Source organism: Nonomuraea sp. NPDC059007 (assembly GCF_042740555.1).
Lineage (GTDB): Bacteria > Actinomycetota > Actinomycetes > Streptosporangiales > Streptosporangiaceae > Nonomuraea.
Map to the genome: position 1 here is coordinate 1 of NZ_JBHYJD010000017.1, position 13,972 is coordinate 13,972.

19 protein-coding genes are annotated in these 13,972 nt (G+C 71.3%); 8 read left to right on the top strand and 11 right to left on the bottom strand.

Annotated features, from left to right (window positions below):
* Positions 1 to 250: 250 nt before the first annotated feature.
* Positions 251 to 832 (top strand): TetR/AcrR family transcriptional regulator, encoded by a 582-nt coding sequence (locus ACFWY5_RS26920; protein ID WP_379635124.1) that lies wholly within the window; start codon positions 251 to 253, stop codon positions 830 to 832.
* An 818-nt stretch (positions 833 to 1,650) separates the two neighbouring features.
* A complete protein-coding gene (locus tag ACFWY5_RS26925) occupies positions 1,651 to 2,031 on the top strand; it encodes an HNH endonuclease family protein (protein WP_379613248.1) in 381 nt (126 codons plus the stop codon).
* 3 nt (positions 2,032 to 2,034) lie between these two features.
* Here the strand turns inward: ACFWY5_RS26925 and ACFWY5_RS26930 are convergent, their stop codons facing one another.
* Both ACFWY5_RS26930 and ACFWY5_RS26935 read right to left on the bottom strand, forming a co-directional pair.
* The gene (locus ACFWY5_RS26930) at positions 2,035 to 2,511 is read right to left on the bottom strand and encodes a hypothetical protein (protein WP_379613247.1); all 477 of its coding nucleotides are present in this window, start codon (positions 2,509 to 2,511) and stop codon (positions 2,035 to 2,037) included.
* Between the two features lie 196 nt (positions 2,512 to 2,707).
* The gene (locus tag ACFWY5_RS26935; RefSeq protein ID WP_379635126.1) at positions 2,708 to 2,839 is read right to left on the bottom strand and encodes a hypothetical protein; all 132 of its coding nucleotides are present in this window, start codon (positions 2,837 to 2,839) and stop codon (positions 2,708 to 2,710) included.
* 73 nt (positions 2,840 to 2,912) lie between these two features.
* Between ACFWY5_RS26935 and ACFWY5_RS26940 the strand changes: the two genes are divergently transcribed.
* On the top strand, positions 2,913 to 3,287 hold the full coding sequence (locus ACFWY5_RS26940; protein ID WP_379635128.1) for a hypothetical protein: 375 nt from the start codon (positions 2,913 to 2,915) through the stop codon (positions 3,285 to 3,287).
* A 42-nt stretch (positions 3,288 to 3,329) separates the two neighbouring features.
* The gene (locus ACFWY5_RS26945; RefSeq protein ID WP_379635130.1) at positions 3,330 to 3,518 is read left to right on the top strand and encodes a hypothetical protein; all 189 of its coding nucleotides are present in this window, start codon (positions 3,330 to 3,332) and stop codon (positions 3,516 to 3,518) included.
* Here ACFWY5_RS26945 and ACFWY5_RS26950 read toward each other — a convergent pair.
* The gene (locus tag ACFWY5_RS26950) at positions 3,503 to 4,297 is read right to left on the bottom strand and encodes a DUF4097 domain-containing protein (protein WP_379635132.1); all 795 of its coding nucleotides are present in this window, start codon (positions 4,295 to 4,297) and stop codon (positions 3,503 to 3,505) included. The genes ACFWY5_RS26945 and ACFWY5_RS26950 overlap by 16 nt on opposite strands.
* A 77-nt stretch (positions 4,298 to 4,374) precedes the next feature.
* Between ACFWY5_RS26950 and ACFWY5_RS26955 the strand changes: the two genes are divergently transcribed.
* Both ACFWY5_RS26955 and ACFWY5_RS26960 read left to right on the top strand, forming a co-directional pair.
* Positions 4,375 to 5,097 carry a TetR/AcrR family transcriptional regulator gene (locus ACFWY5_RS26955; RefSeq protein WP_379635134.1) on the top strand — a complete coding sequence of 241 codons (723 nt, stop codon included), beginning with the start codon at positions 4,375 to 4,377 and terminating at the stop codon, positions 5,095 to 5,097.
* Between the two features lie 49 nt (positions 5,098 to 5,146).
* Positions 5,147 to 5,644 carry a DUF1707 domain-containing protein gene (locus ACFWY5_RS26960; RefSeq protein ID WP_379635136.1) on the top strand — a complete coding sequence of 166 codons (498 nt, stop codon included), beginning with the start codon at positions 5,147 to 5,149 and terminating at the stop codon, positions 5,642 to 5,644.
* 7 nt (positions 5,645 to 5,651) lie between these two features.
* On the opposite strand, the gene ACFWY5_RS26965 is transcribed toward ACFWY5_RS26960, so the two are convergent.
* The 7 genes from ACFWY5_RS26965 to ACFWY5_RS26995 all read right to left on the bottom strand — a co-directional run bounded on the left by ACFWY5_RS26965 (position 5,652) and on the right by ACFWY5_RS26995 (position 10,828).
* Positions 5,652 to 5,912 carry a hypothetical protein gene (locus ACFWY5_RS26965; protein ID WP_379613241.1) on the bottom strand — a complete coding sequence of 87 codons (261 nt, stop codon included), beginning with the start codon at positions 5,910 to 5,912 and terminating at the stop codon, positions 5,652 to 5,654.
* 5 nt (positions 5,913 to 5,917) lie between these two features.
* Positions 5,918 to 6,331 carry a CBS domain-containing protein gene (locus ACFWY5_RS26970; RefSeq protein WP_379635138.1) on the bottom strand — a complete coding sequence of 138 codons (414 nt, stop codon included), beginning with the start codon at positions 6,329 to 6,331 and terminating at the stop codon, positions 5,918 to 5,920.
* Positions 6,332 to 6,376: 45 nt separating this feature from the next.
* Positions 6,377 to 6,574, bottom strand: coding sequence for a DUF6766 family protein (locus ACFWY5_RS26975; protein ID WP_379635311.1), 198 nt, complete (start codon positions 6,572 to 6,574; stop codon positions 6,377 to 6,379).
* Positions 6,496 to 7,488, bottom strand: a complete 993-nt coding sequence (locus tag ACFWY5_RS26980) for an SDR family oxidoreductase (protein ID WP_379635140.1) — start codon at positions 7,486 to 7,488, stop codon at positions 6,496 to 6,498. Before ACFWY5_RS26980 ends, ACFWY5_RS26975 begins: the two co-directional genes overlap by 79 nt.
* Before the next feature lie 66 nt (positions 7,489 to 7,554).
* Complete coding sequence (locus tag ACFWY5_RS26985; RefSeq protein WP_379613236.1) at positions 7,555 to 7,929, bottom strand: PRC-barrel domain-containing protein; 375 nt, start codon at positions 7,927 to 7,929, stop codon at positions 7,555 to 7,557.
* 55 nt (positions 7,930 to 7,984) lie between these two features.
* Complete coding sequence (locus ACFWY5_RS26990; RefSeq protein ID WP_379635142.1) at positions 7,985 to 9,802, bottom strand: polysaccharide lyase 8 family protein; 1,818 nt, start codon at positions 9,800 to 9,802, stop codon at positions 7,985 to 7,987.
* Positions 9,803 to 9,805: 3 nt separating this feature from the next.
* Positions 9,806 to 10,828 carry a sensor histidine kinase gene (locus ACFWY5_RS26995; RefSeq protein WP_379635144.1) on the bottom strand — a complete coding sequence of 341 codons (1,023 nt, stop codon included), beginning with the start codon at positions 10,826 to 10,828 and terminating at the stop codon, positions 9,806 to 9,808.
* A gap of 7 nt (positions 10,829 to 10,835) precedes the next feature.
* Here ACFWY5_RS26995 and ACFWY5_RS27000 point away from each other — a divergent pair, with 7 nt between their 5' ends.
* Positions 10,836 to 11,438 carry a response regulator gene (locus ACFWY5_RS27000; protein WP_379635146.1) on the top strand — a complete coding sequence of 201 codons (603 nt, stop codon included), beginning with the start codon at positions 10,836 to 10,838 and terminating at the stop codon, positions 11,436 to 11,438.
* A 48-nt stretch (positions 11,439 to 11,486) separates the two neighbouring features.
* Positions 11,487 to 12,434 carry a glycerophosphodiester phosphodiesterase family protein gene (locus ACFWY5_RS27005; protein WP_379635148.1) on the top strand — a complete coding sequence of 316 codons (948 nt, stop codon included), beginning with the start codon at positions 11,487 to 11,489 and terminating at the stop codon, positions 12,432 to 12,434.
* On the opposite strand, the gene ACFWY5_RS27010 is transcribed toward ACFWY5_RS27005, so the two are convergent.
* On the bottom strand, positions 12,431 to 13,942 hold the full coding sequence (locus ACFWY5_RS27010) for an NAD(P)-binding domain-containing protein (RefSeq protein WP_379635150.1): 1,512 nt from the start codon (positions 13,940 to 13,942) through the stop codon (positions 12,431 to 12,433). The genes ACFWY5_RS27005 and ACFWY5_RS27010 overlap by 4 nt on opposite strands.
* Positions 13,943 to 13,972: the final 30 nt, after the last annotated feature.

Sequence of the window (13,972 nt, forward strand, 5' to 3'; positions counted from 1 at the left end):
AGCACGACATTGCGCCCCTTGGGACCAAGGGTCACCTTCACGGCGTCAGCGAGCTGGTTCATGCCGCGCTCGAGACCGCGCCGGGCGTCCTCGTCGAACGCGATCATTTTTGACGTCATTCCGCACTCCTGACCTGTATGTGGGGGGACGGCGCCCGCGACCGCGCCGTCCCGGCTCGCTGGCACTCTACATAGAATTTGCGCGCCGCGCACATGATGCGCGACGCGCAATCTCGCGGTATCGTATCGGCATGACCGACGAGATCGCAGACCTACGGACACGCAACAGCCAGGCCACCAGGGAGGCGATCGGCCATGCGGCGCTGCGCCTGGCCATCGAGCAGGGGCCCAACGGGCTGGCCCTGGTGCGTGTCCACGACATCGCCGCGGCCGCCGGGGTGTCGCCCCGCACGTACAACAACTATTTCTCCAGCAGAGGCGAGGCGATCTGCGCCTTCCAGGCCGACCAGTCCAAACGCGCGGGCAAGGCCCTGCGCGCCCGCCCGGCCGGCGAGTCGCTGACCGAGGCCATCACCGCTGCCGTGATCGAGCTCTACACCGATCCCGAGCCCGACCGGGCCGGGCTGAGCATGATCATGCTGACACCCGAGCTGGAAGGTGAGGCGCTCAAGGCGTTCACCATGGCCGAGGGCCCGCTCGCCGACGCGATCGCGGAGCGCACCGACGACGACGGCGACCTCTTTCCCGCCGTTACGGCTGCCGCCGTCGCGGGCGCGGTCCGGGTCGCGGGGCGGCGGTGGCTGGAACCGGGCACCAACGAACCCTTCGCCGCCATCCTCCGCCGCGCGCTGTCCCACGTCCTGCCCGGCTAGACCCCCGCCGTTGACCCTGCTCAGGAAGGGAGAGCTGTCCGACGCTACGCACCTGGCGATCGAGTACCGGTATCCGCTGGCGTTGGCCCGGTTGTGTGAGCGGTTCGCCGCCTGACCGCCTTTGTTCTCGGTCGCGATCGTTGTCAGTGGTGCTTGCGTGCCGGTCGGCGCTCGCGTGTCAGTCGGGCTTGCGTGCCGGACGGGCTCGTGTGCCGGGCGGGCTCGCCTCTCTGTTGCGCTTGCCTGTCGGTTGGGTTCGCGTTTCGGATGGGCTTGCAGCGCGGGTGCCTGCGGGTCACGGGCATGAGTGAGGGGTACGGCGAAGCCGCCCAGTGGGCCAGCGGCGGCGGGCGGGGGCCAATGTTGGGGTCTGGGGGCTGAGGGCTGGGGCTGGGGCGTTGTGGAGCGGGGTGGGTCGAGTCGGTTGGTTGGGGGGTGGTGCAGGGAGGAGTTGCTGTTGGGCCAGGGCTCTGGGGCGGGTAGCTGCTGGGATGTGGGGAATCCCGGGTGCGCGAGGACGGCTGAGCCCCTACGGTGTCGTGGGTATGGGGGAAAGCATGATCTTAAGTCGAGTGGTCCGCGTTGCTGTACTCACGGCTCTGGCTGTTCCGGTTACGGCGGTCGCCATGAGTCCGCAGGCGGCGGCTGAACGGCGCGAACAGTCACAGGCCGGGTCTCTTCGGATGCTCGGGCAGCTGAAGGTTGCCAAGGCGTTGTCCGGTCGGGGCTACAGTCATCGGCGGTTCCAGCCTCGGTGGGCGCATCACCGGGGGACCTGTGACGCGCGCGAAGTTGTGCTGGCGCGTGATGGGCGGGGTGTGCGGAGGAACAAGTACTGCCATCCGGTCAAGGGGACCTGGTATAGCCCTTATGACGGCAAGGTGCTCAAGAGCGAGAAGCTGGTGGACGTCGACCATGTGGTGCCGCTGGCGTACGCGTGGCGGTCGGGGGCCAAGCGGTGGAGTCAGGCCAAGCGGCGGGCGTTCGCCAATGACCTGACGCGGCCTGAGCTCAAGGTCGTCAGCCACTCGATCAACATCGCCAAGGGCGGCAAGGGGCCACAGAGCTGGCGGCCGCCGCGCCGGGGCTACTGGTGCCGCTATGCCACCTCCTGGATCTCGGTGAAGCATCATTACCGCCTCTTCGTCACCAAGCGGGAGAAGAAGGCGCTGATCAACATGCTCCGTACCTGCCGCTGACGGTCACTGGGGGCCCACGTGCGCGCGGAAACGTTCGTGGGCCGCCTGCTTCGTGATGCCCATGGCCTCGCCGACGTCGGCCCAGGAGGCACCGGCCGCCTTCGCCCCGGCCACGGCCTGGTCGAGCAACGTACGCTGCCAGCTCTCCACCTGGGCCAGCAGGGTGAGGGCGGCCAGCGGGCGGTCGGCGGCGAGGTTGACGATCTGCTCGCACAGCAGGTTCGACTTGACGACCAGCCAGCTGGGTGGGGCTGCGGCCAGGAGAGGGGCGACATGCGTGTACCAGCGGCCCTCCGCGTCCTTGGCGCCTTCCGGGGTGGGCGGGAAGCGGCGGCGGTCGGCCCATCCGCAGGAGCAGGCGGCTTGGTAGCCGATGAAGGCTCGGGTGAACGCACTGGAGGAACGGGCCAGCTCGCCGTCGGGGAGGACGGGCGCGGCGAACCCCTCGTGGTCGGGGATGTCGGAAAGCTTCATCGTCATGCCCGTCAAGATACCCTGACGCCTAGCTTGCCGTCTTGCCGTCAGGAAATCTTGACCTCTAGCGGGCGTTCAACGTGGGCGGCAAGCAGGTCTGCCGGCCGACCCCGAATCGGCGCCCGCTTACGGCGCCCCATGACGGCGGGCGCGTTACGGCTGTCCGGCGGCTGACCGGCGGCTGACCGGCCAGGTCGGTCGGTCAGTCCAGCGCAGGACGGCCAGCCGCGAGCGCGAGCCTGGCCAGCAGCATGCGCAGCCACACGCCGCCGATCTCGACCGGCGCCGTGTCCCCGTCAAACGCCTGAACAGCACCAAGCAGGACAACTCGCACGTGCGTAGCTTGCCACGAGCGCCCTCAGCGGTGTGAGAGCGCCGTATCAGCGGGCCACGCGATCGTCACCGTCATGGAACTCACCAAGAACCACCGCTACGCCGGCGTCCTCCAGCTGCTGTACGCCCTGGCCTTCCTGATCGCCCCTGTCGCCGGCCTCGTCTACGGCGCCGACGTGCAGGCGGCGGCCGAGGCCGAACTGATCAGGCAGGGTCTGTCGCCGTCGGCCCTGGCGGAGAACAACGTGCACTTCGACGAGGGCGGTTACGCGCTGCTCGTGCCCGTCGGCACCGCGGTCGTCGCGGTCTTGGGCGCGCTCAACCTGGCGGGCAGGCGCGCGGGCCGGATCCTCACACTGATCGCGCAGCCCCTGTTCCTCGCGATGGACGTCATCGTCATCCTCAGCCAGCCGACCTTGGCGCTGCTGACCACGGCGTCGGCGAAGTAGGTGAGGCCGAGCCGGTCGAGGTGGGCGTCGAGGCTGTCGAAGGTGGAGTACCTTCAGAACATCCTTGGCGCCGGCGCGGACGCGCGGGCGGTCGTGGACGCGACCTCGGACGCCTACCCGGACTGGGTGTTCGTCCTGACCGAGGGCCGCATGTTCCTCACCCCGGTGGCCGCGCCGGCCGTGATCGTGCTGCTTCTCCTGCCGTCGACCCGCACCTACTTCCGCAGGTGAGCCACGCGGCGGACCACCACGTCGCCGTGCGTGGTCGAGGCATGGATCTCGATGTTCTCCGCGACCGACTCGGGCGCCGGCTCCTCCTCCAGCAGGTCGCGGACGGCGCCGTAGGTGGAGCCGAGGCTCAGCAGGGCGGCGCTGCCCTCCCTGACGCCCACGTCGACCGCCCCCGAGCCGGTGGTGAGCGTGACGAAGCCGCGGACCACCTCGCCGATCCTGATGTCGCCGTGCGCGGTCACCACCTCGACGTCGGCGTGGGCCCGCTCGACCACGATCCGCCCGTTGGCGGCGCGGACGCGCAGGCCGCCGGTGACCTCGCCGAGGCACAGGTCGCCGCTGGGCATCTTGATCACGGCCGGACCCTCGACCGCGGCGACGCACACGTGGCCCGATCCCGACTCCAGGTGGAGTCCGGCGGTCTGGTCGAGCTGGATCTCCCCGTGAGTGGTGCGGATCCTGGTCTCCCCGAGCCGGCCGTGGCTGCGTACCCCGCCGGTGGACAGGTCGATCTCCATGCCGGAGCCTTCGGGGAGCCGGATCTCCACCTCGACCGCGCCGGTGCGGCGCCCCCACAGGCGCGGGGTGCGCACCTTCAGACGGCCGCCGGAGTACTCCACCTCGGTCAGACCGGCCGCGGTCGCGTCGTCGTCGTCGGCCGGGTCGAGCGGGTTCACCCTGACCCACGTGTCGGCGCGGCGCTCCGCCACGAGCCGAACATCTCCCGCCGCGAGGTCGATCGCGGCTTGGATGGGTTCCGGGGTGTCGAAGGAATTCACACCGTGCACCCTAAGCGAACAGTGTACTCGTTGGCAATCACGCTGTGCACTACAATGACCGCGACCAGGGAGAGAGCATGCAAGAACAGAGCCCGTCGGTGTGGACGCGCCAGCCCAAGAAGTCGCCCGCGCTCACCCGCGAGCTGATCGTCGCCACCGCGATCCGCGTCCTGGACGCCGAGGGGCTGGAGGCGCTGAGCATGCGGCGCCTCGGCGCGGAGCTGGGCACCGCCGCCACCGCCTTCTACCGCCACGTGGCCAGCAAGGACGAGCTGATCGAGCTGGTCGTCGACCAGATCTACGCCGAGATCGAGATCCCCGAGAGCGGCGACCCGGCCGACTGGCGCACCCCCACGCTCGCCTGCGCCCACAGCCTGCGCGCGGCGATCCTGCGCCACCCCTGGTCCGCACAGCTCTTCGGCGCCGCCGGCCTGTCGTACCTCGGCCCGAACACCATGGAAACGACCGATCGCATGATCGGCATCCTCGAGACCGCCGGCTTCCCGCTGGAGGCGGCCAACCGGGCGCTGAGCACCGTCGCGTCCTACGTCACCGGTGTCACCATGGCCGAGGCGGCGGCGTTGTCGCTGATGTCCCGCAACGGCGTGAGCCAGGAGGATTGGGTGGCGCTCATGTGGCCGGTCGCCGAGCGGGCCGCCCAGCCGTACCCGCGGCTGCGTCGCCTCTACGCCGCCCAGCACGCCACCGACGTCAGCGTCGACGCCGCGCGCGAGGACCAGTTCTCCTTCGGCCTGCGCCACATTCTCGACGGCCTGGAGTCCGAGCGCACTACCGGATGATGCATGGCACCATTATGGTGTCTGTATGACACCATGAAGGGAGGTCGTCATGCCCCTGTCCGAGGCCGAGCGCGACCAGGCCGTCCAGAGGCTCCAGCACGCCTACGCGGAGGGCCACCTCGACTCCGCCGAGATGGAAGTGCGCCTGGAGCAGGCCCTCACCGCCCGCTCCCCCAGCACGCTGGCCACGGCACTGGCCGAGCTGCCCGACGAGCGGGTTGAGCTGGTCTCCACGGGGGGCCGGATCCGCCGCTCGGGCGCGTGGCGCGTCCCCCGCTCACTGCGGATCATCGGCGAATACGGCGGCGCCAACCTCGACCTGTCCGCCGCCGACATCCGCCACGCGGCCATCGAGATCGACATCCAGCTGGCCTACGGCTCGGTCCTCCTCACCCTGCCGAAGCGGGCGAGCGTCGACTACGACCGGGTACGCCTCACCTGGGGCAGCGCCACCCACCGCCCACCCCGCAACCCGGGCCCGAGCACCCTGCACGTCCAGGTGAGCGGCGAGCTCGGCTACGGCCGCCTCAAGATCCGCCACCGCTGAGGCCGCCTCATCCGGCTTCTCCGGTGCCACGGGCGCGCTGCCCGCGAACGGCCAGGACCATGTCCACGATCGTGGCCACGATCACCACCCCGGCCGCGGCGGCCAGCAGCGGGATGCCCAGCAGCAGGCCCGCCACGCCCAGCACGACGGCGAAGATCAGGATGAACGAACCCACCCTGATGTGCACCACGTCACGCGGGGTGGCACTCGCCATCGGCTTGCCCTCGGGCGAACGTTCGGGCGGACGGTAGTCCTCGTTGTGCGTCATGGTCATCAGCTCGCAATCGCGCTCATCAGGTCCCCCACCGGGGCGTCCGGCAGGGCGCGGGCGACGTCGGCCAGGGCGACGATGCCGACCAGGCGGTGGCCGTCGAGGACGGGCAGCCGCCGGACCCTGTACGCGGCCATCGTGCGCAGGATCTCCCTGGCGTCGTCGTCGGCGCCGACCGTGACCGGCCTGCCCCTGGCCAGCTCGCCCGTACGGCAGGAGTCCGGGTCCTTGCCGATCGCCAGGACCTTGACCACGATGTCCCGGTCGGTCAGCATCCCCCGAAGCCGCTCGTCCGACCCGCAGACCGGCAGTGAGCCGACGTCGAGACTGGCCATCTTCTCCGCGGCCTCGGACACGCTGGCGTCGGCGGCGATGCACTCCGCGCCGGGCGTCATGATCTCTCGTGCGGTCGGCATGTCCCTCCTAGGACGGATCCGGTAAGCGCCTCACCTACCCCCGCGCTAGCTCTCCACACCGGTCGCCGCATGCCCGGCGCCGACCGGCTTGGACTCGGGCGAGCCACGTTGGCGCAGGTAGACCGCGAGCACGATCATCGAAAGCACGGCCAGAAACGCGCTGATTAACGGAGCGCCCGCCAGCCCAGGTAGGCAGCGGCAGCGGCGCCGACTGCGAGGACGCCGCGGTGGCGGGAGAGCCAGACCTGCAGGCTGCGGGGATGGCTGCGCTCGTCGAAGCGGCCGTGCGCCCTGTAGGACTGCTCGTCGTCGGCGGGTTTCCACAGGTTGTGGACACCGCTGGGCGCCTCGCCGGCGATCTGCTGCGCGTCGACTCCGGCACGGGCCAGGTAGCGGTCCAGGGCTCCTGCGGCGAACTTCTGCGCCAGGATCGTGGCCGCCGTGGTGGCGCCGACCCAGTACTCGCGGCGGCGCGGGTGCTCGGCGGCGTAGACCATGGCTCGGGCGGCGACCTCGGGCTGGTAGATCGGCGGCACCGGCTGCGGGTGGCGGCCCAGCCTGGCCAGCACCCAGTCGAACTGCGGGGTGTTGAGCGCGGGCAACTGCACCATCGTGACCTGGATGTCGCTCTTCTCGTGCAGCAGCTCGGTGCGGACGGACTCGGTGAAGCCCTTGATGGCGTGTTTGGCGCCGCAGTAGGCGGACTGCAGGGGGATGGCCCGGTAGGTGAGCGCCGATCCGGCCTGGACGATGACGCCGTGGCCGCGGGGGCGCATGAGGTCGAGTGCCACGCGGGTGCCCCAGACGTAGCCGAGGTAGGTGACGCGGGTGGCGCGCTCGTACTCCTCGGGCTGGATGTCCCAGAACTTGGCGAACACCGAGGAGAAGGCGACGTTCATCCACACGTCGATCGGGCCGAGGTCGGCCTCGATCCGCTGGGCGGCCTGCCGTACCTGGTGATAGTCGGCGACGTCGGCCTCGTAGACGAGGCCCTCGCCGCCCGCGACGCCGACCTCCACCGACGCCTCGGCCAGGCCCGCCGTGCCGCGCGCGATCAGCGCCACGGTGGCGCCGCGCGTGCCCAGCTCCCGCACCACGGCGCGGCCGACACCGCCGCTGGCGCCGGTCACCACGACCACCTTTCCTCGCAGATCCATGGAAACCTCCTGAAGAGACAGGCCAAGGGCAGGCCGCGAGGGCGGCCTGCCCTTGGGTTTCGCGCATTACAGAGGACCGGGACCGTACGGGGGGAACTTCCCGTAGTAGGTGCCTATCTGGTCCCGGTAGACGGACTCCTTGTAGTTCGAGTCGTCGAACTCGGGAGCGTCCTTGATCTCCTGCTTGGTGCGGGAGACGTGGACTCTCTTCTCCTGCGGATCCACCCTGGTGACGACGCTGGCCGGAAGCATGACCTTCTTGCCGAAGATCCACGGGCCGGTGTCGACGACGATGTAGCTCTCGCCGACCTCGTAAGTCGCCTCGTCGACCGAACCGATCTTGCCGTCGGTCGCCTCGACGGTGTATCCGGCGAGATCCATGGTGCCGCCGGTTCCGTATACGTCGTGGTGGAAGGCCCACAGGTTCGGGTCAGGCTGCATGACTGCTCCTTTCCTTTGGTTGCGGACGCACATCCGGCTACCCGGCGGCAGGCGGTTAAACGGGGAGCGTCACGGTCCGGGGCTCGGGGAGGGACTCGAAGACGAGGACGTGCCGGTTCCAGACGACGGTCAGACCAGGCAGTTCGCGGCGCGGGTCGGCGACCGTGAGCGTGGCGGTGCCGTCGCCTTTCTCCCTGACGAGGACCGCGCAGGGGGCGGAGGCGGTCAGCGGGCCGGCGGTGCCGGGCTGCCAGAAGTTGGCCGCGGTCAGGCCCAGCCCCGGCACGTGTACGGCCTGCTGCCCGCTCGCGTTGGCCAACACGTGCAGCCAGGTCGATGCGGCGGCACGGGCCCGCGTCCCGGCCTCGGAGGCGCCGGGCAGCAGGGCGTAGGCGTAACCGGCGTCCGCGGGGTCGGTGCCGTGGTCCAGCCAGAGCGTCACGTACCGCTCGTCGCGCCCGATCTTCGGCTGCGCGCCGTCCAGGACGACGTAGCCGGCGTGGCCGTCCAGGTGGAACCAGCCCGCCCGGCGGTCCACGGCCAGGTCGGCGCCGGTCCTGCGGTTGTCCACGACGGTCTCGACGGGTACGCCGTCGCTGCAGGCGATCCCGGCGCCCAGGCAGACCACGGCGTCGTCGAGGAAGAACCACGACTTGAACGCCTCAAGTGAGCTTTCGAGGCCGGACAGGTGGTGGCCGACGGTGGCGTACGTGCCGTCGGTGGCGCCGCCGACCCAGCGCCACGGGGTGAGGGTCTCGCCCCACGCGGTCCCGGCGCCGTCAGGCAGGCGGCGGGTGGAGACCGTGGTGCCGGGCAGCCGGTAGGGGTCGACGCTCTGCCAGAAGCCGTCGGCGTACTGGGCGGGGTGCTCCGGGGTCCACCAGTAGAGCATTCCGGCGCCGGTGTGCCAGCCGCGCAGGTTCTCGCCGTTGCCGTGCTCGTAGTGGCCGATCCGGTGCGAGCTCATGCTGAGCGCAGCGCACCAGCCGGGCGCCCGGTGGACGGCGCGGGCGCTCATCGGCATCAGCACGTGGCCCGTCGGCTCGGAACGCGCCGCGACCCGGTCGTCGTCGAGCAGTCCCCAGCCCTTGACCATGCCGCGCCAGCGGGCCCGCTCGGCGGCGCCGGCCGTCTCGCCGAGCAGCAGCACGGCCTCGGCGATCTCGCGGGCCCTGCGCCGCGCGCCGTCGGGGTGCCTGCCGACGCTCCGGCCCCGGACGAGGTCCATGCACATGCCCTGGTGGATGAAGGGGGCGAAGGAGCGCTCGACGCTGTCGTGGACGATCTGCCGGTCGGCGACCTCCCAGGGGGTGCCGCGCAGCACGGCGAAGAGCCTGGCCAGGCCGGACAGCAGCACCGCGCCGTAGCCGCCCTGGTAGGGGACCCAGGAGTGCTGGATGAAGGAGCCGTCGCGGTAGAAGCCATCGCCTTCCGTGACATAGCGCAGGACCGGCGCGAGCCCGGCGACCGCTCTGGCCGCCCGTTCGCGGTCAGAGTGGTCGCCGCCGAGGACGGCGCGCAGCAGCAGCACCGTGCACAGGTCCACGCGGTTGGCGCCGGTGCTGGTGCCGTCGTAGTCGTCGAGCACGCTCTCCGGCACGAAGTGGTCGACCGCTTCCAGCAGCAACGTGCCCCGATAGCCGGTACGCATCGCGCTGTCGAGAAGCCGCTTGGGCACGCCGATCTGCCAGCGCCACCAGTTGCCCTCGGGATCGGTGCCGGGCGCGTAGGCCCGCCGGACATATCCGTCGATGTCGTGGACCACCGGGCCCGTAGCCAGCTCCCGCCAACGCCGCCTGACCAGCTCGAACGGGTCCTCGGCCGGGAGCAGTGCGGCGGCCCCCAGCAGGAGCATCGCGCGTCTGGACAGCACCGGCTACTCCGGGAAGGTCGCGGTCACGACCCAGCACTCGCCGTCCCGGCCGTATGCGAGGGCGCCGCCGTACTCGTGAAGATCGGCGGCCAGGCTGCGCAGGCCGTAACCGCCGCTTCCGGCCCGCCGCGCGCGCACGGGGGTGCTGACGATCGTCAGCACCCGCCCCTCGACCAGGTACTCCACCCGCGCGCCCGGCCCGCCGTGCCGCAGCGCATTGGTCGCCGCCTCCCCGGCCAGCCGGTGGAAGAGGTCCGCGAGCGGCGGCGCGAGATCCATCGACGGTACGGCGGGCACGTCCAGCCCCGCCGCCCGCAACCGGCTGAGATGGGCGGAAAGCTCGGCCCCCGAGGCGTCCCGCCGGTCGAGATCGGCGATGGCGTCGCGGACCTCGTCCAGCGCCCTGCGCCCCGCCGACAGCACCCGATCCACCCGCTCACGTTCGGGCGGCGCGAAGGCGGCCGTGTGCCGCAGCGCCTCGGTCTGGACGAGCATGACCGTGACGGTCCCGGCCAGCGTGTCGTGCAGCCGCCTGGCCAGCCGTTCGCGCTCGGCCGACTCCGCGCGCAGCCGCGCGTGCTCGGCGGCGGTGGCCGCCAGCGCGGCCCGCTCACGGGCGTGCTGGCCGCGCTCGACCCCGGTCACCCACACGACGGTGAACGACACGAGGCTGATCAGCCCGCCCTCGACCGGCCCGCGCAGGGTGGCGTCCGAGATCGACAGCGCCAGCGCCGCCGCGGCGCACAGCCAGATCCGCACGCTCCTGCTGCCGCTCCCCGCGGCGGCGTGCAGCGCGAGCATGGCGGGAAGGTAGCCCACCACCCGCCACATCCCGAGCCGCAGGTGCACGAGCGTGGCCAGCGCGACCACGACGAGCACGAGCGCGGGGTACCCGCGCCGCCAGGCCAGCGGAAGAATCTGCGCCAGCCCGAGCGGCGCCGAGACGGCCGCGCCGCTGATCACGAAGAGCCCGGCGAGGAGGCCGGCGAGCGAGAGTTCCAGCCAGAGCCGGGCATCTCGTAACATCGGCCGCGTGATCAGGCTCGTCATCGTCGATGACCAGGCGCTCGTCCGGGAGGGCATGTCCCTCATTCTCGGGGCACAACCTGACATCGAGGTGGTCGCCGCGGTGGAAGACGGGCCGGAACTTCTCGCCTTCCTCGCGGCCGGCGAGGTGGACGTGATCCTGCTGGACCTGTACCTGCCGGGCATCGACGGCATCACGCTGCTGCGCGAGCACCTGCCCAGACCGCGGCCGCGCGTGCTCATGCTGACCACGGTCGGCAGGGCCGCGGAGATCCAGCGCGCCCTGGCCGCCGGGGCGGACGGCTTCGTGCTCAAGGACGCCACCGGCGAGGAACTGGCCGCGGCGGTCAGGGGCGCGCATGCCGGCGTCACCACGCTGAGCGCCTCGGCCGGCCGGCTGCTGGCCCGCGCCCGGCCGCCCGGCCTGGAGGCGCTCACCGCCAGGGAACGGGAGGTCCTGGACCTGGTCGCCGAGGGCCTGTCGAACCAGGACATCGCCCGCACGCTGGGCCTGGCTGAGCGCACGGTCAAGGCGCACGTCAGCAACGTGCTGGCCAAGCTGGGCGTCACCAGCCGCACCCAGGCCGCGCGGCTCGTACCAAGGGACTAGTCCTTTCGCCGGTTGCGGGCCCAGGCGGCCCGGCGCGATCGTCGAGCGGTGCCGAAACGCCGCATCGCCCTCCTCGTGCTCCTGGGGCTCGTCGCGCTCGTCTACGCGGGCAACCGCTCGTGGAGCACGCCGGACGAGCCGCCGCTCCTGCTGGCCCACCGCGGGATGGCGCAGACGTTCGGGTTCGCGGACCTGACCGGCGACACCTGTACGGCGGAGCGCATCCACCCACCACAGCACCCCTACCTGGAGAACACCCTGGACTCCATGCGCGCCGCCTTCGCGGCCGGAGCCGGCATGGTCGAGTTCGACGTCCAGGTGACGAAGGACGACAGGATCGCCGTCTTCCACGACCACCTCCTGGAGTGCCGCACGGACGGACGGGGCGCGGTCCGCGACCACACGATGGCCGAACTGCGCCGCCTGGACGTCGGCCACGGCTACACTCCAGACGGCGGCAGGACCTTCCCCTTCCGCGGCAAGGGCGTGGGCCTGATGCCGCCCCTGGAGGAGGTCCTGGAAGCCTTCCCCGGCAGGGAACTGCTCCTGCACATCAAGAGCGACGACCCGGCCGACGGCGAGAAGGTGGCCGCCGCCCTGCCCCCGGAGCGCCGCGCGAAGATCACCGTCTACGGTGGCGACGCCTCGGTGGCCGCCTACGCCGCCAAGGCGCCCGGCGCGAGGGTCGCCTCCCGGGCCGTCATGGAACGCTGCGGCCTGCGCTACCTCGCGACCGGCTGGACCGGCCTGGTCCCCGCCGCCTGCCAGAACATCCAGCTGCACATCCCGGAGAGCTACGCCCCCTGGTTGTGGGGCTGGCCGCACAAGTTCGTCGAGCGGATGCGCGCCCACGGCACGCGCGTCGTCCTCGTCGCGGGCGACGGCGGCTGGTCGGAGGGCTTCGACACCCCGGCCGACCTGGAACGCCTGCCGGAAGGCTACGCGGGCGGCATCTGGACGAACCGGATCGACGTGGTGGCCCCGCGCCCGCGCTAGAGCTGCCCGGCCAGAAACCCGGTGAGCGGCGCGACGTGCCTGACCGGGTCGCGCCACCGGGCCCGCAGATCCTCCAGCAGATGCTTCTCCGCCACCAGCGCCCCGCCCCGCCACCGGCGCACGACCGGATGCAGGAAGGCGCTCTCCTCGGCCCGATCCGGCTCCGGATGCCGCTGGATGGCGAAGACGTCCGGCTGGTCGCGCGGCCCCCAGCGCAGCGTGAGCGTGAGCAGATCGTGGAACCGCCCGGCCGCGTAGTCCTCGGGCAGGTCCTCGTAGTGCTCGATCCGGCCGTCCTCGAACACGTAGGCGTCGCACAGGTACTCGAACTGCGTCCACAGCGCCGAGCTCCAGTTCGCCCGGTCCAGCATGTACGCGCACAACCCGCCCGCCTCCACCGGCGCCGGCCGGTGCTCAAGCGGCGCCCCGTCGAAGCGCTCGGCCAGCAGCCGGTCCAGCGTACGCAGGTTGTAGCGGAAGCCGTCGATGAAGGCCGAGGAGGCGTGCTTGACGTCGCGCCCCTGCATCAGCGTCCCGGCGAAGTACAGCCCGTCGACGTTGGCCGACTGGAAGTCCGGCCCGATGGCCGGAATCCGCCCGTTCTCGTGCAGGTACGGCACGCTGCCCGCACCGAACACCCCTTTGTCCATGGTGAACCCGGTGCACCGCAGGACCGCGTCGTAGTCGAGCAGCGCCCGCTCCCCGTCGGCCAGCGTGTACGTGATGGCGACCTTGAAGACGCCGTCCTCCCGCCAGATCCGGTCGATGTCGCACTCCAGGACCGCGTGCAGGGTCTTGAACCAGTAGCTGTCGAGGAAGGCGCCGTACTGCCCGCGTACGTCGCCGGGGTGCTTGCTGCGCCAGGCCAGCCGTAAGGGGTGGGGGCTGGCCAGGTGGACGATGTCGGCGTGCGGCAGCAGCGCCTGCGCGGTCTCGAACGCCGAGTTGCCCTTGCCGATGACCAGCACCCGCTGCCCGGCGAAGCGCGCCCCGTCGGTCTCCATGTCCTCGTAGCCGACCGCGTGCTCGATCCCCGGGATCTCCGGGACGTACGGCCCGCCCCACCCCGTGGCCACGATGACGCACTCGGCCCGGTAGACCTGCTCGCCGGCCCGCACCACGAAGCCGTCCTCCTCGCGCCGGATCTCCGTAACCGGCGTGGAGTAGCGCACGTTCAGCGCGTGCTTGGCCGCGAAGTCGGCGAGGTAGCGGGTCAGGTCGTCGGCCGAGGGCAGGTACTCGGCCGAGTACGCGGGGAACAGCAGGTCCGGCGCGTCGTTGAGCAGCGAGTTCCAGTCCCAGCGCAGCCGGATCTCCGGATCGTCGTCGCCCACGTGGACCTTGTTGAGCGAGATCAGCCTGCGGTGGCGGGGATAGTGCCGGAAGAAGGCCCCCGGTCCCGCCTCCCGCTCCAGCGTCACGTAGTCCGCGCCGCGACGGTGCAGGAAGTAGCTGAGCTGGAGTCCGCCGGGACCGGCGCCGACGACGAGATAGCGGTAGGTCTGCACATCCGTAGGTTCTGCGGGCCGCCCGGAGCG

What these genes read in the sequence shown, in the direction of transcription:
- ACFWY5_RS26920 (WP_379635124.1), top strand. Translation starts at nt 251, where the DNA reads ATGACCGACGAGATCGCAGACCTACGGACACGCAACAGCCAGGCCACC.
- ACFWY5_RS26930 (WP_379613247.1), bottom strand. Translation starts at nt 2,511, where the DNA reads ATGACGATGAAGCTTTCCGACATCCCCGACCACGAGGGGTTCGCCGCG.
- ACFWY5_RS26940 (WP_379635128.1), top strand. Translation starts at nt 2,913, where the DNA reads ATGGAACTCACCAAGAACCACCGCTACGCCGGCGTCCTCCAGCTGCTG.
- ACFWY5_RS26955 (WP_379635134.1), top strand. Translation starts at nt 4,375, where the DNA reads ATGCAAGAACAGAGCCCGTCGGTGTGGACGCGCCAGCCCAAGAAGTCG.
- ACFWY5_RS26960 (WP_379635136.1), top strand. Translation starts at nt 5,147, where the DNA reads ATGCCCCTGTCCGAGGCCGAGCGCGACCAGGCCGTCCAGAGGCTCCAG.
- ACFWY5_RS26965 (WP_379613241.1), bottom strand. Translation starts at nt 5,912, where the DNA reads ATGACGCACAACGAGGACTACCGTCCGCCCGAACGTTCGCCCGAGGGC.
- ACFWY5_RS26970 (WP_379635138.1), bottom strand. Translation starts at nt 6,331, where the DNA reads ATGCCGACCGCACGAGAGATCATGACGCCCGGCGCGGAGTGCATCGCC.
- ACFWY5_RS26980 (WP_379635140.1), bottom strand. Translation starts at nt 7,488, where the DNA reads ATGGATCTGCGAGGAAAGGTGGTCGTGGTGACCGGCGCCAGCGGCGGT.
- ACFWY5_RS26985 (WP_379613236.1), bottom strand. Translation starts at nt 7,929, where the DNA reads ATGCAGCCTGACCCGAACCTGTGGGCCTTCCACCACGACGTATACGGA.
- ACFWY5_RS26995 (WP_379635144.1), bottom strand. Translation starts at nt 10,828, where the DNA reads ATGTTACGAGATGCCCGGCTCTGGCTGGAACTCTCGCTCGCCGGCCTC.